Below are 21,285 nucleotides of genomic sequence, written 5' to 3'. Positions count from 1 at the left end.
GAGCCGGAGAAAGTATCGGCAACTAAAAATGGTTGCAGGCGTTCACAGTATCTACCGGCCCGCAGACGGTGGGGAACCCGTAGCCCGGTCAGCGCAGCGCCACCGGGAAACAAAGCGCAGAGTGTTGCAGAACGGGCTTGTTCCCGGGTTAAAGCCCTTCGGTGACGATTTTTGCCGCCGCGGCTAACACCTCTTTGCGGCTTTTCGCATCCTGCTGCGGCTGGGTAAAATAGGTCACCAGCACCAGCGGGGCATGATTTTCCGGCCAGATCACCGCGATATCGTTGGTGGTGCCGTAATCTCCGCCGCCGGTTTTATCCCCGACCGCCCAGCTTGCGGGCAGGCCTGCGCGAATGCTTTGCCCGCCGGTGGTATTGCCTTTTAGCCACGTCACTAACTGGGCGCGCTGCTGTTCGCCCAGCGCATTGCCCAGCGTCAGCTTGCGCAGGCTTTCGGCCATCGCCAACGGGGTGGTGGTATCGCGCTTATCGCCGGGAATCGCGCTGTTCAGCGCCGGCTCCGTACGATCGAGACGAAAAGTGACATCCCCGATACTCTGGGCGAATGCGGTCACCTTTTCCGGTCCGCCAAGGTAGCTAATCATCTTATTCATCGCGGTATTGTCGCTGTACTGCAGCGCCGCCGCGCTGAGTTCCGCCAGGGTCATTCCGCTTTGCAGATGTTTTTCGGTGATCGGGCTCCAGACCACTAAATCCGATTTTTTAATCTCCAGCCTTTTATTCACTACCTCTGGATTGCTTTCGCTCTGTTTTAACACCGCGGCGGCGGCCATCACTTTACCGGTGCTGCACATGGCAAAACGTTCATCGCCGCGATAGAGGGTTTGCGAATCATCTGCCGTGTTAATCAGCGCTACGCCCAGCCGACCGCCGGAACGTTTTTCTAAATCAGCCAGCTTTTGCTGGATAGCATCGGCACTGGCCCATAATGAACCGCTCGCCAGCAGCAGCGGAACGGCGGCGGCGGCCATCAGGGCGGTTTTACGCCACGAACTTTTCAACATCTCAGACTCCTTGATAGTGATGAGCTGCCCGGACTATCCGCGACTCCCGCGCTTTTGACAAGCACTATGTCGATGATGGAATTCCATCATAAATTCGTTATTCGTCCTCCTCTGCGCCTGCTTATAGTGTCTCTCCCCGGCAAAATAAAATCAGGAGCCGCTATGTTCCCGTCACAGTTACCAAAACCGCGCCATCCCGCCGCCTCGGCGATCCCCTCGCTGCGTTGGGCCATTATTGGCCCCGGCTGGATTGCCGAGCGCTTTGTGAAATCGTTAAAAGAGCTCAGCCGCCAGCGGGTGGTTGCCGTCTCCTCGCGCACGCAGCAAAAAGCCGACGATTTCGCCGCCCGCTGGGGGATCCCGCAGGCTTATGCTCAGGTGGATGAGATGCTGGCGCGACCGGATATTGATGCGGTTTACGTTGCCACGCCGCATAACCACCACTTTCCCGACGGGCTGCGGGTGCTGCAGGCGGGCAAACATGTGCTGATTGAAAAGCCGTTTGCGCTGAACCGGCGGGAAGGCGCGGCGCTGAAAGCGGAGGCCATGAAGCAGGGGACGCTGGCGATGGAGGCGATGTGGTGCGACTACGCGCCGAAGTATGACGTGATTCGCCAGCTGCTGGAGGACGGCGTGCTGGGCGATCTGCACACGCTGCTCGCCGATCACGGCGAGTTTTTTACCCCGGATCATCGCATTTTTAATGCCGATCTCGCCGGCGGGCCGATGATGGATCTCGGCAGCTATCTGACCTCATTCTGCGTGATGGTCGGCGGCGTGCCGCAGGACATTATCGCCCGCGGGCGTCCCGCCCAAAGAGGCGTCAACGGGCAGATTTCGATGCTGTTTAACTGGGAAAACGGCTTACAGGGATTGCTCAATACCACCCTGTTCAGCAACACGCCGGGCGGCGCGGTGGTGGCCGGGCGCGATGCGACCCTTACCCTCGACGGGCAGTTCTACGCGCCGGGGAATTTTACCCTCGCCGCCAGCCAGGGCGGGCAGGTGCTGCGCTGGGAGGAGCCGCGCAACCGCTACGACCAGCTGTTTTATCAGGCCGAACATTTTGCCTGGTGCGTGGGGCAAGGGCTTACGGACTCGCCGATCCGCCCGCAGGCCAGGGTGTTGGAAAACCTGAGCGTGATGGACGAAGTGCGGCGGCAGATTGGCGTGATATTTAACGAGGAGCGTTAACGGCGCGCCGTTGCCCCGTATGCCGACCGCATACGGGGCTTTTTTACGCCAGCGGTTCGACGCTGACAAACTGCCCTTGCCGCAGGGAAAGCACGGCGGCTTCGGCGATAGCCTGCGCCCGCAGCCCGTCCAGCAGCCCCGGCAGGTCCGGCACCGCTTCTCCGCCTAGCGAGCGGACAAAAGCATCCAGATGCGCGTAGTACGATCCCTCGACGCGACTGAACCAGTCCGGATAGAGGCCGGGCTGAATGCAGCGCGCTCCCTGCCACAGCGTGACGCCGCGCGATGCCTGACTGCCGGACTCTATCACCCCCTGCGGGCCAAGCAGGCTAATGCGCTCATCGTAGCCGTGGCCGGTGCGCCGGGTGTTGTCCAGCTGCGCCAGCGCGCCGCCGCGCATCCGCAGCATGACAATGGAGGTATCGACATCGTCGAATTCGGCAATTTCCGCCAGCGCCAGCGCAGCCCCCAGCGCGGCGACGGTCGTCACTTCATCACCGGTAAGAAAGCGCAGCAGGTCAAAGAAGTGAATCGCCTGGTCGCGCATCTGGCCGCCGGAGCTGCGCAGATATTCCAGCGGCGGCATAACCGATGCCCGACACACCATCTGAACCAGTTCGATTTGGCCAATCGCGCCCGCCTCGATCTCCCGGCGCAGCTGCTGGTGGCTGGCGTCGAAGCGGCGGTTAAAGCCAACGGTCACCGGTACCCCCAGCGGCAGCACTTTCTCGACGACCTGGCGGGCGCGGGCCAGCGAAAGATCGATCGGTTTTTCGCAGTAGACCGCTTTTCCCGCGCGGGCGGCGGCTTCCAGCAGCGCCGCGTGTGAAGGCGTCGAGCTGGCGATCAGTACCGCGTCAATGGCATCGCTATTGATGGCCTCGGCGACGGTTACCGCCCGCGCGCCGTAGCGGGAAGCCAGCGCTTTCGCCCGCTCGGGATCGGCGTCGGCCACCATGGCCAGAACGGTCCGCTCATGGCGAGCGAGGCTGGCGGCGTGAACCTGGCCAATAAAACCGCTGCCCAACAATGCAAAACGAATGCAGGTCATTTTTTTCTCCAGAAAGAGGGATTTAGCGTTGCCAAAGTAATCCGTTTGCTACACTGACCGACACGGGCGTTTTGATGGATTTCCATCATGGGGGAGACGAGACGATGAAAAGCATTTCGCTGGAGGCACTGGCTAAACGGATTGGCGTGGGCGTCGCGACCGTTGACCGGGTGCTTAACGAACGCGGCGGCGTGTCGCCGGAAACCACGCGCAGGGTGCTGGAGGCCGCGCGGGAGGCCGGGCTGAAGCGCATTCTGCCGGAAGAGCGCCGTCTCCCGTGGCAAATAGAAGTGTTTCTCAGCGATAACGATTCGCGCTTTTTCTCCCGTCTGACGCAGGATTTCGCCGACGTGGCGGATAGCCTTGGCTATCGCCGACTGACGCTGCACCGCACGCTGGTGGCGGAGTCCGCGCCGGAAAAGCTGGCGAAAAGCCTTATCCGCAGCAGCAAAAAGCGCCATGCGATAATTGTCTTTGGCAACGAACATCCGCGGGTCTATGACGCCTTGCGCCAGTGTCGCGAGGCGAACGTGCCGGTGATTACGCTGGTCACCGATCTCCCCGGCGCGCAGAGGCTTTGTCACGTCGGGATCGATCAGCAGCAGGCCGGCCGCACCGCGGGCAGGATGATGGGGTTAATGGCGCACCGTCCTGGAGAAGTGCTGATGCTCAGCGGGCGCCAGGACTTCAGCGCTCATCGCTTACGGATTCAGGGATTTCGCGAGGTGATTAGCCAGCGCTTTCCGCATCTGCTGCTGGGCGAGGTTTTGGCGGGGGAGGACAACCGACAGCGAATCGACCGCCTGCTGGAAGAGGCCCTGCGCCGCAACCGCGACGTGGTGGGCATCTACAATACCGGGCTGGGCAACACGCAGGTGGCGCAGGCGCTGGCTCGCCACCGCCGCTACGGCGAGTGCTGCTGGATGACCCATGAGCGCTACAGCACCACCCGTGAACAGCTGGCCCTGGGTGGAATGGCGCTGACGATCGATCAAAACCCGCGCCAGCATGCCCGTCTGGCGGTGGAGCTGGCCCTGCGCCACCTGGAAACCGGCTATCAGCCGCATCTCTTCAGCGACGGCAAGGTCGAATTTATCCTTTACAGCGCTGAAAACGTCGACTGAGCGCCCGCCGCCCGCGGGGCTACATCCCCTTTTACACCCTATCTCCTGTCTCGTTTTAAACCGCTGCCGCTATCGGCGCGCCGCGCGGCAAACCGTCGCCTGCCTCTCATTTTTTGCGCATTTATGCGTCAATGTTAGATGTGTGTCAAAGTTCTGTTAACACGCAGTTTTAAAATTTTCATTTCAGTTATTTACTTATAAAAGTTTCATATGTGTTGTTAATGAAATAAATGGTCTGGAATTTTTCTTCCGCTATAAATGGACTAATGTTTCAAAAAACCATTTTAAAACAACTGAATTTTGTGATTTCGATCAACAACAAAAAATGCACCAGCGCGCGGGCTGTTTTTTCAAAAAGCTGGAAAAGCAGGCGCTTAACGCACAATTAATGAAACTATTTTTTCATTTTACCTTACCTAACCGATGTACCTGAAAATAAAGGATCAACGATGAATATTAAGAAAACGGTTGTTGCCTCTTTGCTAGCCTGCATGCTGCCAGCGGTCGTGATGGCGAAAGATATTTCGGTCGGTGTTTCCATGGCGCTATTCGATGACAACTTCCTGACGATTCTGCGCACCGCAATGCAAAAAGAGATGCAAAAAGATGGCGTTAAGGCGCAGGTGGAAGATGCCAAAGGCGACGTCTCCCAGCAGCTACAGCAGGTGCAGAACTTTATTGGCCAGGGCGTCGACGCGATTATCGTCAACCCGGTCGACACCAACGCGGTCAAACCGATTATGGACCAGGCGACCAAAGCGGGCATTCCGCTGATCTTTGTTAACCGCCGCCCGCAGGCGCAGCTGACCGACAAAATGGCCTACGTTGGCTCCGACTCGGTGCTGGCGGGGCGCTTACAGATGGAAGCGTTAGCCAAAGCGATGAACGGCAAAGGGAACGTCGCCATTCTGCTCGGCGACCTGGCGAATGAATCGACCCGTGACCGCACCAAAGGCGTCGAAGAGGTGGTGGCGAAGTACCCGGATATCAAAATCGTGCAGAAGCAGACCGCGAAATTTACCCGCAACGATGCCGTTGACGTGGTCAGCAACTGGATGACCAGCGGCGAAGACATTCAGGCCATCGCCTCCAACAACGATGAAATGGCCATCGGCGCGCTGCAGGCGCTGGGTAAAAACCCGAACCATATCCTGATAGCCGGGGTGGACGGGACGCCCGATGCCCTGCAAATGCTCAAAAACGGCAAGATGATCGCCACGATTTTCCAGGATGCCAAAGGGCAGGGCGAAGGCGCGGTGGATGCCGCCATTAAGCTGGCCAACGGCGAGAAAGTGGAAAAGATCATCGACGTCCCTTACCAGCTGATCACCAAAGACAACATGGCTGAGTTCGTCAATCGCAACCAGAAATAGTCGCTCAGGGTACGGAGGTGAAGTATGAACGCTTTTGCACTTGAAGCCGAAGGGATCAGTAAATTCTTCCCCGGCGTGAAGGCGCTCGACAACGTCTCATTACGCGTGCGCCCGGGGACGGTGCACGCGCTGATGGGCGAAAACGGCGCCGGAAAATCCACGCTGATGAAATGCCTTATCGGGATCTACCGTCCCGATAAGGGCGCGATCCGCGTTAAAGGGGAGCCGGTCCAGTTTCAGGATACGATGGACGCGCTGCGCGCCGGGATCTCGATGATCCACCAGGAGCTGAATCTGGTGCCGCATATGACGGTGGCGGAAAATATCTGGCTCGGCCGCGAGCCGATGAAATACGGTTTTGTCGATCATCGCCAGCTTGCCCGCCAGACGCAGGATCTGCTGGATAAACTCAATATCCGGCTATCCGCCGACCGGCTGGTGGGGGAGTTAAGTATCGCCTCCCAGCAGATGGTGGAAATTGCCAAAGCGGTTTCGTGGAACGCGGATATTGTGATTATGGATGAGCCGACCTCGGCGTTAACCGAAAGCGAAGTGGCGCATCTGTTTACCATTATTCGCGATTTACGCCAGCAGGGAAAAGCCATTATTTATATCAGCCATAAAATGGATGAGATTTTCGCGATTACCGATGAGATCAGCGTATTTCGCGATGGCACCTGGGTCGGCAGTAAACATACCACCGAGTTTACCCGTCAGTCGCTGATCACCCAGATGGTCGGCCGGGAGCTCACCCAGCTCTTTCCCAAGTTCAATAACGCCATTGGCGAAGAGGTGCTGACCGTTCGCAATCTGTCGCGCAAGGGGGTCTTTCACGATATCAACTTTAGCGTACGCCGCGGCGAAATCCTCGGCGTGGCGGGGCTGGTGGGGGCCGGGCGCAGCGAAGTGATGGAGAGCCTGTTCGGCATGGATAAAGCCGATAGCGGCGAAGTGCTGATTGAGGGAGTGCCGGTCACGATTGACTCGCCTTCGACGGCGATTGAAAAAGGGATGGCGCTGCTGACGGAAGACCGCAAAAAGTCCGGACTGTTTCTTGTGCTGTCGGTGCTGGAGAATATGAGCATCGTCAAAATGCCGGAATATATCGGTAAAACCGGCTTTGTTCAGCACCTCAAAATGGCCGAAGACTGCATGGAGCAGATCCGCCGCCTGAATATTAAAACCCCCACCATGGATCAGATTATTAATAACCTCAGCGGCGGTAATCAGCAGAAGGTACTGATTGCCCGCTGGCTGCTGGCCCAGCCGAAAATATTGATTCTCGATGAGCCGACGCGCGGAATCGACGTCGGGGCGAAAGCGGAAATTTACCATCTGATCAGCGAGCTGGCCAACCGCGGCGTGGCGGTGATTATGGTCTCTTCAGAATTGCCTGAGATTCTCGGGATGAGCGATCGGGTGATGGTCATGCATGAAGGGCGTATTACCGGCATCCTCAATAAAGAGGACGCCGACCAGGAAACCATTTTGTCGTTGGCATCCCATTGAGGCACAGAGAATGAGCAATATGAAAATAACGGCGACCCCGATCACTGAGAAACCCTCTTTCTTTGGGCAATTACGCCACCGGCTGCCGAAAGATACCGGGATATTTATCGTCATGCTGGTGATTGCCCTGACGTTTGAAATTGCCGGCTGGTACGTCCGCGACCAGTCCTTTTTATTAAACACCAATCGCCTGATATTAATTGTTTTACAGGTAGCGATTATCGGTATTATCGCCGTCGGGGTCACCCAGGTCATTATTACCACCGGCATTGACCTCTCCTCCGGCTCGGTGATCGCTCTCGCCGCCGTGGTGGCGGCAAGCCTCGCGCAAACCTCCGATAGCCTGTCGCCGATGTTCCCGTCGCTGGTCAATATGCCTGCGATTATCCCTATTGGCGCCGGCATCGGCGTCGGTCTTCTGTGCGGCTTAACCAACGGTTTTCTGGTGACCCGCACCGGCATCCCGCCGTTTATCGCGACGCTTGGAATGATGGTGTCGGCGCGCGGTCTAGCGCAGTACTACACCCAGGGCAACCCAATCAGCTTCTTATCCGACAGCTTTACCGCCATCGGCCAGGGGGCGATGCCGGTGATTATTTTCTTCGTCGTCGCCGCGGTCTTCCATATCGCCCTGAAGCATACCCGCTACGGTAAATACGTTTACGCTATCGGCGGTAACATGACGTCGGCCAAGGTCTCCGGTATCAACGTGAATAAATACCTGGTGATCGTCTATGCCATCGCCGGGGCGCTCTCCGGCCTCGCGGGCGTGGTGCTGGCGGCGCGCGTCAGCAGCGGGCAGTCGAGCATGGGCATGTCCTACGAACTGGATGCTATCGCCGCGGCGGTTATCGGCGGCAGCAGCCTGATGGGCGGGGTGGGGCGCATCACCGGGACCTTAATCGGCGCGATGATCCTCGGCCTGATTAAAAGCGGGTTTACCTTTGTCGGCGTCGACGCCTACGTGCAGGATATTATCAAAGGCATCATTATCGTCGCGGCGGTGACTATCGATATGCGCCGCAACCGCAAAAAGCATTGATCGGCAATAGCCCACGGCCCTGGCTGGCGTGGGCTGTATCGCGTTTTACGTCGCGCCGCAAGCGGGCTCATCCGCGGCAAGACGTAAACTGTTGAGCAGCACGTTCGCCCCTTTCTCCGCCCATTCCGGCAGAATGTTCTCCGCTTCGTTATGGCTAATTCCCTTCTCGCAGGGAATGAAAATCATGCTGGCGGGCGCGACCTTGCTGATATAGCAGGTATCGTGCCCGGCGCCGGAAACCATGGTTCGCGCGCTATAGCCCAGTTCGTCCGCCGCCCGCTGGCTGCGCGCCAGACATCCGGCATCAAAGGCAATGGGCGCGTAATCAAAAATACGCTCGACGTTTGCCGTCACGCCGCGCGCCGCCAGCGCTTCAGCGGCGCGATGCAGGGCGAGCTCCATCGCTTCCAGCGCCGGGGATTGCGGATGACGAAACTCGACGCTGCACGCCACGCCTCCCGGCACCACGTTGCGCGATCCTGGTATCACCTGCGCCATGCCGATAGTCGCACGCCCGTCTGGATTATGGGCGATACCGATTTGCTCCACCGCCAGCGCCAGCTCGGCGAAGGCGGTCAGCGCGTCGCGGCGGCTGCCCATCGGCGTGGTTCCTGCGTGGGCGGAAAAGCCCTCCAGAGTGACGTTGAACCAGCGTTGGCCCATTGCTGCGTGAACGAGGCCGATATCAACGCCTTCCTCTTCCAGAATCGGCCCCTGTTCGATATGCACTTCGTAGCAGGCGTGGAGCGGGAAGGCGGCGGCAGGACGCTCCCCGCGATAGCCGATAGCCTCCAGCGCCGCGCCAACGCTGATGCCGTCGCGATCTTCGCGGGCGAGGGCGAAAGCTTCGCTAAACTGCCCGGCCCACACGCCGGACGCCAGCATCGCCGGGGCAAAGCGCGCGCCCTCTTCGTTGGTCCAGTTCACCAGCACGATATCGCGTTCGGTCTCAATGCCGCGATCGTTCAGCGTGCGCAGCGCCTCCAGCCCGGCGAGAACGCCGTAAATGCCGTCATAGCGGCCGCCGAGCGGCTGGGAGTCGACGTGGGAACCGGTCAGCACCGGGGCTAACTGCGAATTTTTACCGGCGCGGCGAATAAACATATTGCCCATGCTGTCGACGTCGCAGGGAAAGCCGGCTTCCCGCGCCCACTGGCGCAGCAGGTCGCGCGCCTGACGATCCTCTTCGCTGAGCGCCAGCCGGGTCACGCCGCCCGCCGGCGTGGCGCCGAGCAGCGCCATCTCGTTGAGCGTCGACCACAGACGTGCGCCGTTGACGGTTATCATGACTTGTCCTTTTGCACGCGATAGCGGAAGTCGCAGCATTTACCGCCCTGCATGATGGTGGTGGTGCGGGTCAGCTCCACGTCCGGGGCGTAGCCGACGATAAATTTATCGTCGCGGGCGCAGGAGAGCAGGTGGCCAATCTCGCCGAGGCCCATTTCGTGGTACATCTCGGCGTAGCGGCAGCGGTTCACGTTGTAGTTATACTGCTGGTCGTCGGCGTCCAGCACCGTGACCTCCAGGGCGTTATCTTTTTCCCACAGATACTGCAGCGCGACAAAGCTCTGGATATCCGCACCGTTCGGCTCCTCGCGGGCAAACGCTTTTCCCGCCTCAATGGCGGCGTTTTCAATCGCTTCGCCGATGACCGCCTGGGCGCGAGCCTTCCCTATCTCGCGCACCAGGATGGCGTAAATCGGCTTGATTATTTCTGCTTCAATTTTGCGGCGGGCGAGAATGCCCAGCTCGTTATTATCACTCATCACATTGCCTCACTGCGTTACTTCGTTGTTGCGCCGCCGAGTACGGTTTGCGGCTGCCATTTGCCGTCGACGACTTTATAAACGGTAAAGGTTGGCGATTTCAGGTTGCCCTCTTTATCAAAGGCGATTTGTCCGGTCACGCCGGCGTAGTTAATGGCGCGCAGGGTGGGCAGATAGTCGGCAGGGTCGACGGAGTCGGCTTTTTCCATCGCCGCGACCAGCACGCGGGTAGCGTCATAGGCGAACGGCGCGTGCAGTTCGATATGGGTGTGATAGCGCGACTGGTAGGCCTGCTCGAAGGCTTTACCGCCCGGCATTTGCTCGACCGGCAGTCCCGGCTCCAGCGCCACCACGCCGTCGCCCTCTTTTTGCGCCAGCTGGAGGAAGGTCTGGCTAACGAAGCCGCCTGCGCCCATCAGGGTGGCATTCATACCCAGCTGTTTGATGCGGCGCGCCAGCGGGGCGGCCTGGCTATCGACGCCGCCAAAGAAAATCAGGTCGGCGTTTTTGCTGCGGATCGCGGTCAGCACGGCGCTGAAGTCGACGGTTTTGTCATCGACGTACTGACGGTCGACGATGTTGATTCCCTGCGCTTCCAGCGACTTAATAAACTCATCCGCCAGCCCCTGGCCGAAGGCGGTACGGTCATCGATGACCGCGATGCGTTTGGCCTTAAGGGTTTGTACCGCGTACTGTCCGGCAAACTGCCCGCCGTCATCGTCGTGGCCCATCACGCGGAAGCTGGTGTCGAAGCCCTGTTTGGTGTAGGCGTGCCCGGTGGCGACCGGCGCGACCTGGGCGATGCCCGCATCGTGATAAACCCGCGCAGCGGGAATGCTGGTGCCGGTGTTCCAGTGGCCGACGACGCCCGCGACCCCGCTATCCACCAGACGCTGGGCGACGGCAACGGCGGTGCGTGGGTCGGACTGATCGTCTTCCGATTGCAGCTTGAAGGTTACCGCCTTGCCGCCGATGGTCGGGTGCTGCTTGTTGATATCGTCAATCGCCAGCTGCGCGCCGTTTTCCAGATCCTTGCCGATACGCGCGGAAGGGCCGGTGAGCGGGCCAGCCAGGCCGATAATAACGGTTTCGCTGGCCGCGGACCACGCGGCGGATGAGGCAAAACCACTGAGCAGAATAGCGGCGCTGAGCGCGCTGATTTTTACGGTTTTCATTGTTTTTCCCTGATGCTGGTTGGTGTGTTAAACGGGCATTTCGCCCAAATAAATCTGTGCTATACGATCGTCGGCCAGCAGCGTCTGCGACGGACCGCGCTCGACGATGCTGCCGCTATCCATTACCCAGGCGCTGTCGGTCGCCTCCAGCGCCAGGCGTGCGTTCTGCTCGATCAGCAGCAGCGCGACGCCGCGCTGGCGCAGGGTGGCGATAACGCGAAAAATGTTCTCGACCATCAGCGGCGCCAGGCCCATTGACGGCTCGTCGAGGATCAGCAGGCGCGGCTGGCTGAGCAGGGCGCGGTTGAGCGCCAGCAGCTGCTGTTCACCGCCGGAGAGCAGCCCCGCCAGCTGATGCTGGCGTTCGGCGAGGCGCGGGAAATTAGCGAAGATGGCGCCCATCTCCTGCTTTACCGCCGCCGCGTCGCGTCGGAGCCAGGCGCCCATTTGCAGGTTTTCCAGCACCGTCATGCGCGCAAAGATGCCGCGTCCTTCCGGCACCATCACGAGTCCTTCGCGCAACAGGGATTCGGCCCGACGTTTGCGGATCGGCTTGCCGTTAAACAGAATTTCGCCGCGAAAGGGTTCCAGCCCGGTAATGGCGCGGACGGTGGAGCTTTTGCCCGCGCCGTTGGCGCCGATAAGCGTGGTCTGCTCGCCCTCTTTCACGCTGAATGAGACGTCGCGCACCGCCTGGATGCCGCCGTAGTGGACGCTAAGCTGTTTAACGGTTAATAAATCAGACATGGACATTGCCTCCCAGCCAGGCGGCGATCACCGCCGGATCGCGGCGTACGGTATCCGGCGTGCCGCTGGTTAACGTTTTGCCGTAATCCAGCACCATCAGGCGATCGCAGATCCCCATCACCAGCTTGACGTCATGCTCAATCATCAGCAGCGTTTTGCCGTCGTCGCGAATGCGCAGCAGTAGTTCGCCAAGGGCCATCTTCTCGGCGGCGTTCATCCCGGCCGCCGGTTCATCCAGCGCGAGCAGGCGCGGTTCGGTGGCCAGCGCGCGGGCAATCTCCAGCCGCCGCTGGTGGCCGTAGGCGAGGTCGCAGGCGCGATAGTGGGCGAACTGCGCGATGCCGGTATAGTCCAGCAGGTGCCAGGCCAGCTCGCGGGTTTGCGTCTCCTCGGCGCGGGCGCGTTTGTGACGGGAGATCGCGGCCCACAGGCCGTTGCGGGTGCGGACATGGCGGCCCACCATGACGTTCTCCAGTACCGACATGTCGTTAAACAGCCGCACGTTCTGGAAGGTGCGGGCGATGCCCGCGGCGGTCACTTTCTCAATATTGTTCGGAGAATAGGCTTCGCCGCCGATAGCGAACTCGCCGCTGTCCGCCGGGTAGAGCCCGGTAATCAGGTTAAAGCAGGTGGTTTTCCCCGCGCCGTTGGGGCCGATCAGGCCGTAGATTTCACCCTGATTAATGCTCAGCGATACGTTGTCGACCGCCGTCAAACCGCCGAAACGCTTCGTCATATGGCGTACGCTTAACAGGCTCATGCTTTCGCTCCTTGATGTCGCGCGGGCCAGATGCCCTGAGGGCGCAGCAGCATGACCAGCACCAGCGCCAGGCCGTAGAACAGCTGGCGCAGCACTTCCGGGTCAATCAGCACTTCGCCAAACAGCGCCTGCTGTACCGGCGCCGCCTGGCTGCGCAGCAGCTCCGGCAGCGCGGTCAGCAGCACCGCGCCGAGGATCACGCCGGGGATATGCCCCATCCCGCCCAGCACCACCATCGCCAGAACCGCAATCGACTCCTGCAGGGTAAAAGATTCCGGCGAAACGAAGCCCTGAAATGCGCCGAACAGCGCGCCCGCCACGCCGCCGAATGAGGCGCCGATAGCGAAAGCCAGCAGTTTGTAGTTCCGCAGGTTGATGCCCATCGCGCGGGCGACGTCTTCATCCTCGCGGATGGCGTGCCAGGCCCGGCCAATGCGCGAATGCTGCAGCCGCAGGCAGACGAAAATAATCGCCACAATCACCAGCATCAGCAGGTAGTACCACAGCCACAGCGCCGGGACTTTAAAGCCAAACCAGTGATAAACGCCGCTAAACTTGAGGCCGAACAGATTCAGCGAATCGACCCCGGAAATGCCTTTTGCGCCGTTGGTGATGTTGACCGGACGGTCGAGGTTGCGCATCAGGATGCGGATAATTTCGCCGAACCCGAGGGTGACGATGGCCAGATAGTCGCCGCGCAGCTTCAGCGTCGGCGCGCCCAGCACGATACCGCAGCCTGCCGCCACCAGCGCGGCGAGCGGAATAATCACCAGCCAGGAGGTGTGCAGGCCGTCCGGAAACCAACTATTTAAAATCGGGAAGACGTCCAGCAGATGCGGTGAGGCCAGCAGCGCCGCCAGATACGCGCCGACGGCGTAAAAGGCGATGAAGCCCATATCCAGCAGGCCGGTGTAGCCGACCACAATATTCAGCCCCAGCGCCAGCATAACGTAGAGCAGGGCGAAGTCGATGACCCGCACCCAGTAGTTGCCGCCGAGCTGGCTGGCGACCATCGGCGCTACCAGCAGCGCGCAGACCAACAGGGTCATCCCGGACCAGAAGCGGCGGGAGACGACAGGCGTATCGAGTTGTGCCGTTGTCATGATTTTTCTCCTAAGCCCGGTGCGCGACGCGTTCGCCGAGCAAACCGGCAGGGCGGAAGACCAGCACCAGGATCAGCACCATAAAGGCGAAAATATCCTGGTAGTTGCTGCCGAAGACGCCGTGGGTCAGGTCGCCGAGATAGCCTGCGCCAAGGGATTCGATAAGGCCCAGCAGCAGGCCACCGATCATCGCGCCACGAATATTGCCGATGCCGCCGAGCACCGCGGCGGTAAAGGCTTTAATGCCGGGCAGAAAGCCCATGGAGAAGCTGGCATTACCGTAGTTGCTGGCCATCATCACGCCAGCCAGCGCGGCGAATATGCCGCCGATGGCGAAAGTGAGGGCGATAATTGCGTTAGGATTAACGCCCATTAGCGTGGCGATGCGCGGATTTTCCGCTACCGCGCGCATACCGCGACCTAAACGGGTGTACTCCACCAGCAGCCACAGGCCAAGCATCACCGCGAAGGCCAGCGCGACGGTGACGATTCCGGTGACGGTAACGAGAGCCGGTGGATGCGCTGCGCTGCCGTGGGTCACGGCGATCGCATCCATTGGCAGGATCTGCGGGAACATCAGCGGATTGCGCGACCAGACGATCATCGCCACGGTTTGCAGCAGCACCGAGACGCCGATCCCGGAGATCAGCGGCGCCAGGCGCGGGGCGTTGCGCAGGCGGCGGTAGGCAAAGCGTTCGACCGCCATCGCCAGCAGGGCGCAGACCGTCATGGCCAGCAGCAGCGCCAGCCCGAGCTGCGCCAGCGGTGGCAGAGTAGGGAAATGCGCGTTCAGGGCGTGCATCCCGGAAAGGGTGGTCAACGCGCCGACCATCAGAATGTCGCCATGGGCAAAGTTAATAATGCGCAGGATGCCGTACACCATGGTATAGCCGAGCGCGATCAGGGCGTAGATGCTGCCGAGCATGACCCCGTTGATGATTTGTTGTATGAGTGTGTCCAACTGATTGTTCCGACAAGATGCTCAAATAATAGCTACCATCCAACAAATGAATTAAATTGTAAAATACGCATATATTCTTTCTTATTATAAATGTGTGCTTAACTATCATTATGATTTTAAATATAATTTAATAACTCGCCGGATAGCGTAATGCGCTAAGAAAATCAACATATGAAAAAAACAGAACAATCAGAAGCGCCGGTTAGCTGGTCGGAGAGTACGTTGGCCAACGATCCGCCGCTGCGGGCGGTGCGCGCCTTCGAGGCGATCGCACGCCTGGGCAGCGTGACCCTGGCGGCGCAGGAGCTGGCGATATCGCCTTCGGCGGTCAGTCATCAGCTTAAGGTGCTGGAGGGCTATTTGCAGATCCCGCTCACCGAACGGCAGGGGCGGCGGCTGACTCTCAGCCAGCAGGGGCGGGAGTATTATCGCTCGATCCGCGCGGCGTTTAACGTGCTGCGTCAGGCCACCGAGCATCTGGTCGAGCAGGTGCAAACCCAGCAGGTGACGATCAGCCTGATCCCGCTGTTTGGCATGGGCTGGTTTATTCCCCGCCTGCCGTCGTTCGTGCACGCGAACCCGCATACCGAAATCAACGTGGTTTATGCTAACCACCGCAACTATCTCAGCGACGCTTCCGATATGTCGATCCGCTTTGGCAACGGTCACTGGGTGGGCTATCAAAGCGAAAAGCTGATTTCCGGCAAAATGGTGCCGGTATGCAGCCAGGCCTTTTTGCGCCTGCACGGGCATATTGATACCCCGGAACAGCTGTTGCAGATGCCGCTGCTGCACGATGAGGAGCGCACGACCTGGAATCAGTGGTTTGTGCAGCAGGGCGTGAAGCGCCCGCCGCGCTCGACCGGGCCGCTGTTTGAAGATGGCCTGTTGACCCTGGCTGGCGTACAGGCCGGGCTGGGCTGCGCGCTCATGCGCGAGCCGCTGATCGCTCCCTATCTGAAGCGCGGTGAGCTGGTGAAAATCTTCGATGCGGCAATTGATGATGGCCGGGATTATTATCTCTGCGTGCGTCAGGATAGCGAGATGACCCCCAACGGTAAGCTATTGCAGAGCTGGCTACGCCAGCAGGCCCTCGGTTGATATTTACTTAAGAATTTACTTAATCCAGTTCACACTTTTGTTCGGTCGCCATTGTCATTACGCAGGGGCGCTTAGATAATCCGCCGAAATAACCCATTTTTATGATGGCGTGCTACTGCGAAAGCAGGCAAGACCAAAATAGAAATGCTCTCCCGCCAAGGGGAGCGTCTCTGTTTTGGTCTTTTTTTTTGCCCCAACACCAGGGAACACTATGAACTATAACGAAACAGCAGACAAAATCCTCCACGCGGTGGGCGGTGCGGAAAATATCCGCATGCTCACCCATTGCGCGACCCGGCTGCGCATGGAGTTCAATGACCGCGCAAAGGTTAACGATGCGCAGATTGGCTCCCTCCCCGGCGTGATCAGCGTGGTGGAGAAGGGCGGCCAGTTCCAGATTGTGATCGGCAACGAGGTGCAGCAGGTTTACCGACGGCTTAATAAGGCGCTGCCGGAGAAGAAAGGCCCGGCAGGCGGCGATAAAAACGCGAAGCCGGCCGGCATCGTCGCCCGGATTATCAGCGTCATTTCGACCACCTTTACCCCGGTGATCCCGGCGATTACCGGCGCGGGGATGATTAAAGCGCTGCTGGCCATTCTCAAGCTCACGGGGGTGATTAGCGAAACCAGCTCGACGTATCAGCTGCTGAATATTATTGCCGACGCCGCCTTCTTCTTCCTGCCGGTGCTGCTGGCCTACGGCGCGTCGCTGAAGTTTGAATGCAATCCGATTCTGGCGATGACCCTCGCGGGCGTGCTGCTGCATCCGGGCATCGGCCAGATGCTGGCGGCCGGTAAAGCGGTCGATTTTGTCGGCATCAACGTCCTGCTTTCCGATTACGCCGGTTCGGTGCTGCCGATTATTCTGACCGTGTGGCTGATGTCGTGGGTGGAGCGCTTCGCCGAAAAAGTGTCGCCATCGATTATCAAGTTTTTCGTTAAGCCGATGCTGATCCTGCTGATTACCGCGCCGCTGGCGCTGGTGGTGGTCGGCCCGGCGGGCATTTTGCTTAACGATCTGGTCGCCGCCGGGGCGGGCGCTATCGACCGCCACGCCAGCTGGTTAATCCCGATGCTGATGGGCACCCTGCAGCCCTTCCTGATCATTACCGGCACCGCCTGGGCGATGACGCCGATCGCCACCGGTCAGCTGAGTAAAAGCGGTTACGAGATGATTAACGGCCCGGGGATGCTGGCATCCAACGTGGCGATGGGAGCGGCGACGCTGTGCGTGGCGCTGAAAACCAAAAATAGCAACCTGCGCCAGCTGGCCTCTTCGTCGGGCTTTACCGCGCTGCTGGGGATCACCGAACCGGCGCTGTACGGGGTGCTGCTCAAGTTCCGCCGGGTGCTGATTGCCGCGATGATCGGCGGCGGCTGCGCCGGGGTCTACGCCGGGGTGAGCGGGCTGGTGCGCTACGCGTTTGTCTCGCCAGGCCTCGCTGCGCTGCCGGCGTTTATCGGCGAAAACCCGATGAACATCGTCCATGCGCTGGTGACCTGCGCGATTTCCATCGTGGTGACCTTTACCCTGACCTGGTTTATCGCTTTTAAAGACGTTCCTGAGGAACAAGACGCGGTGAGCGAGACGCCGCAGCCTGCGGTCAGCCCGACAAGCGAGGGGGAGACGGAAGTATTCAGCCCGCTGCGCGGCCAGGTGGTGGCGCTCAGCGACGTGAACGACGACGTCTTTTCCGGCGGCCTGCTGGGCGAGGGGCTGGCGATTCGTCCCGAAGAAGGGGTACTGCGCGCGCCGTTTAGCGGCACGGTAATGATGTTTCTGCCCTCCTGCCACGCCGTTGGCCTGCAGAGCGACAGCGGTCTTGAGCTGCTGATCCATATCGGTATCGACACCGTCAATCTTAACGGCCAGCACTTTAGCTCTACGCTGAAGGTGGGTGATAAGGTGGAAGCGGGACAGGCGCTGATCCGCTTTGATATTCCCGCCATCGAACAGGCCGGATACGACCTGATTACCCCGGTGATTGTGGTCAACGGCGACGCGCAGCGCGCTCTGCGCCTCACCGCCGCCGCGCAGGTGGATTACGGCGAACCCCTGATGGTGCAATCCGCTAAGGAGGCGCAGGTATGATTTATCAACAGCAGGCCCGGTTCCCGGACGGTTTTCTGTGGGGCGCCTCCACCTCGGCCTATCAGGTTGAGGGCGCGTGGAATGAAGACGGTAAAGGGCCGTCGGTGGTCGACATGCTCAGCCATCCGCCGGGAACGGCGGACTTCCGCATCGCCAGCGACCACTATCATCGCGTAGAGGAGGACGTCGCGCTGATGGCGCAGATGGGGCTGAAGGCCTACCGTTTTTCGGTGGCCTGGTCGCGGGTGATACCGGACGGCGACGGCGCGGTGAATCCGCGCGGGCTGGCCTTTTATCACCGCCTGATCGACGCCCTGACGCGCCACGGGATTACCCCCATCGTGACGCTCTACCACTTCGACCTGCCGTGGGCGCTGGAGCTAAAAGGCGGCTGGCTGAACCGCAAAACCGGGGAGGCATTCGTGCGCTATGCCAGGCTGCTGTTCAGCGAATTTGCCGCCAAAGTTCCGCTCTGGCTGACCATCAACGAACAGAACACCATGATCCTGCATCCCGGCGCGATTGGCGTGCCCGCCGATCGTGAACTGCCGGATAAGAAGGCGCTGTACCAGCAGAATCATCATATGATGCTGGCCCAGGCGCAGATCTTCGCCCTGTGCCACCGTGAGTTCCCCGGGCTGCGCATCGGCCCGGCGATAAACACCACGTCGATGTACGCCGAAAGCTGTAAACCGGAGGACGCCATCGCCGCGCATAACTGGGAGACGCTGCGCTGCTGGAGCTTTTTGGATGTTGCGGTGCATGGGCGCTACAACGCCCTGGCGTGGGCCTATATGCAGGATCGCGGCCTTGCGCCGGAGGTGCAGCCGGAAGATACGCTGATTTTGCAGCAGGGGAGGCCGGACTTTATCGCCATTAACTACTACTCGACCGCCACCATTGCCGCCAGCCGGGGCGACGGCGGAGACGTTGTGCCCCGCGCGGGCGATCAGCAAATTATGCTGGGCGAAGAGGGGGTTTATCGTCCGGCGGAAAACCCGTGGGTTGGCAAAACCCCCTACGGCTGGGTTGTTGACCCGGTGGGGCTGCGCCTGACGCTGCGTAAAGTGTGCGAGCGCTACGGTCTGCCGATTCTGATTAGCGAAAACGGGATGGGCGCGCCGGACAAGCTGGAGCATGACGGGACGGTAAATGATGACTATCGCATCGCCTTCTTACAGGCGCATATCGAGCAAATGCGGCTGGCGATAGCCGACGGCGTCGAGCTGATGGGCTACTGCCCGTGGGCGGCGATTGACGTGGTCAGCACTCACCAGGGATACGCCAAGCGCTACGGTTTTATTTATGTCGATCGCGGCGAGGATGACCTGAAGCACCTGCAAAGGATCCGCAAACGCAGCTTCTGGTGGTATAAGGATGTCATCGCGCAGAACGGCAACCACGACGAGTCGCAGAGATGATTGTTCAGAAGGTGCTCAATAATAGCCTCGTGCTCTCTACGGATGACGATAACAGGGAGGTTATCGTCATGGGGAAAGGCATTGGTTTCAATAGCAGACCCGGGGACGAGATCGCCCCGGAGAAGATAGAGAAGCTGTTCGTGACCCAGACGCTCGGCGCGCGCAGCGGCTATCTTGAGGCGCTCTCCGCCATTCCGGATGAGGTCATCGAAATGGCGGCGATGATTATTTCCCGCGCCAATCTGCAGCTCGCCGGCAAGGTTCGCGAGCAGATTTTCTTTACCCTCGCCGACCACCTGACCTTTGCCATCGAGCGCAGCCGTAAAGGGATCGCCATTCAAAATCGCCTGCTGCCGGAAGTCAGGCGTTTTTATCCGCAGCAGTTCCGCGTCGCCAGCGAGGCGGTGACGATTATTCGCCAGCAGTACGGGATTGAACTGCCGGAGGAGGAAGCCGGGAATATCGCCTTTCATCTGGTAAACGGCCAGAGCGAGGGCGACGACGTGGCGCAGACCATGCAGTCGGTGAAAATGCTGAAGGATATTTTTAATCTCGTGCAGTACCACTTTAAGCAGCAGATAGACACCGAATCGATAAACTACTCGCGCTTTCTGGTCCATATGCAGTTTTTCCTCCAGCGTTTACAGGAGGGGGAGCTGGACGGCGCGCGGGACAGTTTTCTGCTGGTACAGGTGATTAAGGCGTATCCGGACGCATACCGCTGCGCGCTGCTAATCCGCGATTACGTCAAAGCCCAGCTCGATATCACCCTCGGCGGCAACGAGCTGCTGTGGCTCATCGTTCATCTGGTGCGGATCGCGGGACTGGATGCGTGAATCACCGATGCCGAAACTGCAGCGTCGCCGGCAGGTAGCGCTGTAGCGGCTCAGGCGTATTGCCGTCAATCAGCTGGCTGATTAAATCGTAGCAGTGCCAGGCCAGCTGGCGGTTGTCCTGCTGGACGGTATCAATACGCAGCGACAGCGAATCATAGAGATAGTGATCGTCAAAACTTGCCAGGTGGATGTCTGAATCCAGCAAATGGTGCTGGCTCATATAGCGCAGCACCCCTTCCAGCAGACCACAGGCGGCGGTAAACAGCGCCTTTGGCGGCCGGCCCAGGCGCGCGCAGAGGGCGGCGAACATCTCATAGCCGGAGCTGGGGTGATAGTTGCCGTTGATCACCCACTCCGGGCGCAGCGCAATGCCCGCCTGAGTCAGACCCTGCGTAAACCCGGCCAGGCGATCGCGGGAGGGCGACAGACGCGGCTGGCCGCCTAAAAACCAGAACTCATCGTGATGCTGAGGCGCGATGCGGGAAATCAGCTCCGCCGTCGGGGTAATCGAATCGGTCATCACCAGCGGCAGCGCGCTTTCAGTAGGACAGCGGTCAAACAGCACCACCGGCAGCTGTTCGCTGAGCTTCAGGTAGTCGGCATCGCTGTGCATACAGGAGGCGACGATCAGGCCGTCAACCTGGCGGGCAATCATGTTATTGACCACCATGCTCTCCTGACCGGGGTTTTCATCGGTACAGGAGATCAGCAGCTGGACGCCCGCTTCGCGGCACAGCATCTCCAGCTCATGGGAAAAGACCGCAAAGCCGTAGTTGGTGATCTCCGGCACCACCAGGCCGATGGTGTGGCTGCGGTTATCGCGCAGCGAGCGGGCGTGAATGCTCGGCTGATAGTGCTGCTCGCGGGCAATCGCCAGCACGCGCTCGCGCGTTTCCTGCGCCACGCGCAGCTCCTTGCCACGACCGTTCAGCACCAGGCTGGCGGTCGCTTTGGAAACGCCCGCCAGTTCGGCGATATCTTTAATGGTTACGCGTTTGGTTTTCAT

Annotated in this window: 19 protein-coding genes; 9 read left to right on the top strand and 10 right to left on the bottom strand. The window is 59.9% G+C overall.

Going from position 1 to position 21,285, the window contains the following annotated elements:
* Positions 1 to 148 precede the first annotated feature (148 nt).
* Positions 149 to 1,024 carry an extended-spectrum class A beta-lactamase OXY-1-3 gene (locus tag ABLU87_RS18650; RefSeq protein WP_063864545.1) on the bottom strand — a complete coding sequence of 292 codons (876 nt, stop codon included), beginning with the start codon at positions 1,022 to 1,024 and terminating at the stop codon, positions 149 to 151.
* A 162-nt stretch (positions 1,025 to 1,186) separates the two neighbouring features.
* Between ABLU87_RS18650 and ABLU87_RS18645 the strand changes: the two genes are divergently transcribed.
* Positions 1,187 to 2,218 (top strand): Gfo/Idh/MocA family oxidoreductase, encoded by a 1,032-nt coding sequence (locus ABLU87_RS18645; RefSeq protein WP_122117664.1) that lies wholly within the window; start codon positions 1,187 to 1,189, stop codon positions 2,216 to 2,218.
* Positions 2,219 to 2,261: 43 nt separating this feature from the next.
* Here ABLU87_RS18645 and ABLU87_RS18640 read toward each other — a convergent pair whose 3' ends face one another.
* Positions 2,262 to 3,269, bottom strand: coding sequence for a Gfo/Idh/MocA family oxidoreductase (locus ABLU87_RS18640; protein WP_025107108.1), 1,008 nt, complete (start codon positions 3,267 to 3,269; stop codon positions 2,262 to 2,264).
* A gap of 104 nt (positions 3,270 to 3,373) precedes the next feature.
* Between ABLU87_RS18640 and ABLU87_RS18635 the strand changes: the two genes are divergently transcribed.
* The 4 genes from ABLU87_RS18635 (at position 3,374) to ABLU87_RS18620 (ending at position 8,317) form a co-directional block, all read left to right on the top strand.
* Positions 3,374 to 4,393: a LacI family DNA-binding transcriptional regulator gene (locus ABLU87_RS18635; RefSeq protein WP_122117663.1), complete on the top strand. Its 1,020-nt coding sequence runs from the start codon at positions 3,374 to 3,376 to the stop codon at positions 4,391 to 4,393.
* A gap of 449 nt (positions 4,394 to 4,842) precedes the next feature.
* A complete protein-coding gene (locus ABLU87_RS18630) occupies positions 4,843 to 5,766 on the top strand; it encodes a sugar ABC transporter substrate-binding protein (RefSeq protein WP_046876919.1) in 924 nt (307 codons plus the stop codon).
* A 24-nt stretch (positions 5,767 to 5,790) separates the two neighbouring features.
* Entirely contained in the window at positions 5,791 to 7,275 is a 1,485-nt protein-coding gene (locus ABLU87_RS18625; RefSeq protein ID WP_004848509.1) for a sugar ABC transporter ATP-binding protein, read from the top strand.
* 19 nt (positions 7,276 to 7,294) lie between these two features.
* Positions 7,295 to 8,317, top strand: a complete 1,023-nt coding sequence (locus ABLU87_RS18620; RefSeq protein WP_170873311.1) for an ABC transporter permease — start codon at positions 7,295 to 7,297, stop codon at positions 8,315 to 8,317.
* A gap of 45 nt (positions 8,318 to 8,362) precedes the next feature.
* On the opposite strand, the gene ABLU87_RS18615 is transcribed toward ABLU87_RS18620, so the two are convergent.
* The 7 genes from ABLU87_RS18615 to ABLU87_RS18585 are packed head-to-tail and all read right to left on the bottom strand — an operon-like array spanning position 8,363 to position 14,829.
* A complete protein-coding gene (locus ABLU87_RS18615; protein WP_122117662.1) occupies positions 8,363 to 9,604 on the bottom strand; it encodes a Zn-dependent hydrolase in 1,242 nt (413 codons plus the stop codon).
* The gene (locus tag ABLU87_RS18610) at positions 9,601 to 10,083 is read right to left on the bottom strand and encodes an L-2-amino-thiazoline-4-carboxylic acid hydrolase (RefSeq protein ID WP_122117661.1); all 483 of its coding nucleotides are present in this window, start codon (positions 10,081 to 10,083) and stop codon (positions 9,601 to 9,603) included. Before ABLU87_RS18610 ends, ABLU87_RS18615 begins: the two co-directional genes overlap by 4 nt.
* 17 nt (positions 10,084 to 10,100) lie before the next feature.
* Positions 10,101 to 11,258, bottom strand: a complete 1,158-nt coding sequence (locus ABLU87_RS18605) for a branched-chain amino acid ABC transporter substrate-binding protein (protein ID WP_122117660.1) — start codon at positions 11,256 to 11,258, stop codon at positions 10,101 to 10,103.
* Between the two features lie 27 nt (positions 11,259 to 11,285).
* On the bottom strand, positions 11,286 to 12,005 hold the full coding sequence (locus ABLU87_RS18600) for an ABC transporter ATP-binding protein (protein ID WP_122117659.1): 720 nt from the start codon (positions 12,003 to 12,005) through the stop codon (positions 11,286 to 11,288).
* Positions 11,998 to 12,765 (bottom strand): ABC transporter ATP-binding protein, encoded by a 768-nt coding sequence (locus ABLU87_RS18595; protein ID WP_025107103.1) that lies wholly within the window; start codon positions 12,763 to 12,765, stop codon positions 11,998 to 12,000. Before ABLU87_RS18595 ends, ABLU87_RS18600 begins: the two co-directional genes overlap by 8 nt.
* Entirely contained in the window at positions 12,762 to 13,868 is a 1,107-nt protein-coding gene (locus ABLU87_RS18590; protein WP_046876915.1) for an ABC transporter ATP-binding protein, read from the bottom strand. The genes ABLU87_RS18595 and ABLU87_RS18590 overlap by 4 nt, the downstream gene beginning before the upstream one ends.
* Positions 13,869 to 13,878: 10 nt before the next feature.
* Entirely contained in the window at positions 13,879 to 14,829 is a 951-nt protein-coding gene (locus ABLU87_RS18585; protein WP_046876914.1) for a branched-chain amino acid ABC transporter permease, read from the bottom strand.
* 171 nt (positions 14,830 to 15,000) lie between these two features.
* On the opposite strand from ABLU87_RS18585, the gene ABLU87_RS18580 reads away from it, so the two are divergent.
* The 4 genes from ABLU87_RS18580 (at position 15,001) to ABLU87_RS18565 (ending at position 20,279) form a co-directional block, all read left to right on the top strand.
* The gene (locus ABLU87_RS18580; RefSeq protein WP_025107100.1) at positions 15,001 to 15,930 is read left to right on the top strand and encodes a LysR substrate-binding domain-containing protein; all 930 of its coding nucleotides are present in this window, start codon (positions 15,001 to 15,003) and stop codon (positions 15,928 to 15,930) included.
* A 211-nt stretch (positions 15,931 to 16,141) separates the two neighbouring features.
* Positions 16,142 to 18,022: a beta-glucoside-specific PTS transporter subunit IIABC gene (locus tag ABLU87_RS18575; protein ID WP_046876913.1), complete on the top strand. Its 1,881-nt coding sequence runs from the start codon at positions 16,142 to 16,144 to the stop codon at positions 18,020 to 18,022.
* Entirely contained in the window at positions 18,019 to 19,443 is a 1,425-nt protein-coding gene (locus ABLU87_RS18570) for a glycoside hydrolase family 1 protein (protein ID WP_122117275.1), read from the top strand. Before ABLU87_RS18575 ends, ABLU87_RS18570 begins: the two co-directional genes overlap by 4 nt.
* Positions 19,440 to 20,279, top strand: a complete 840-nt coding sequence (locus ABLU87_RS18565) for a PRD domain-containing protein (protein WP_122117274.1) — start codon at positions 19,440 to 19,442, stop codon at positions 20,277 to 20,279. Before ABLU87_RS18570 ends, ABLU87_RS18565 begins: the two co-directional genes overlap by 4 nt.
* A gap of 1 nt (position 20,280) precedes the next feature.
* Here the strand turns inward: ABLU87_RS18565 and ABLU87_RS18560 are convergent, their stop codons facing one another.
* On the bottom strand, positions 20,281 to 21,285 hold the full coding sequence (locus tag ABLU87_RS18560) for a LacI family DNA-binding transcriptional regulator (protein WP_032694592.1): 1,005 nt from the start codon (positions 21,283 to 21,285) through the stop codon (positions 20,281 to 20,283).

The organism is Klebsiella sp. CB_Kp196, from assembly GCF_040061575.1.
Lineage (GTDB): Bacteria > Pseudomonadota > Gammaproteobacteria > Enterobacterales > Enterobacteriaceae > Klebsiella > Klebsiella michiganensis.
This window is presented reverse-complemented; position numbering and strand designations above follow the sequence as displayed.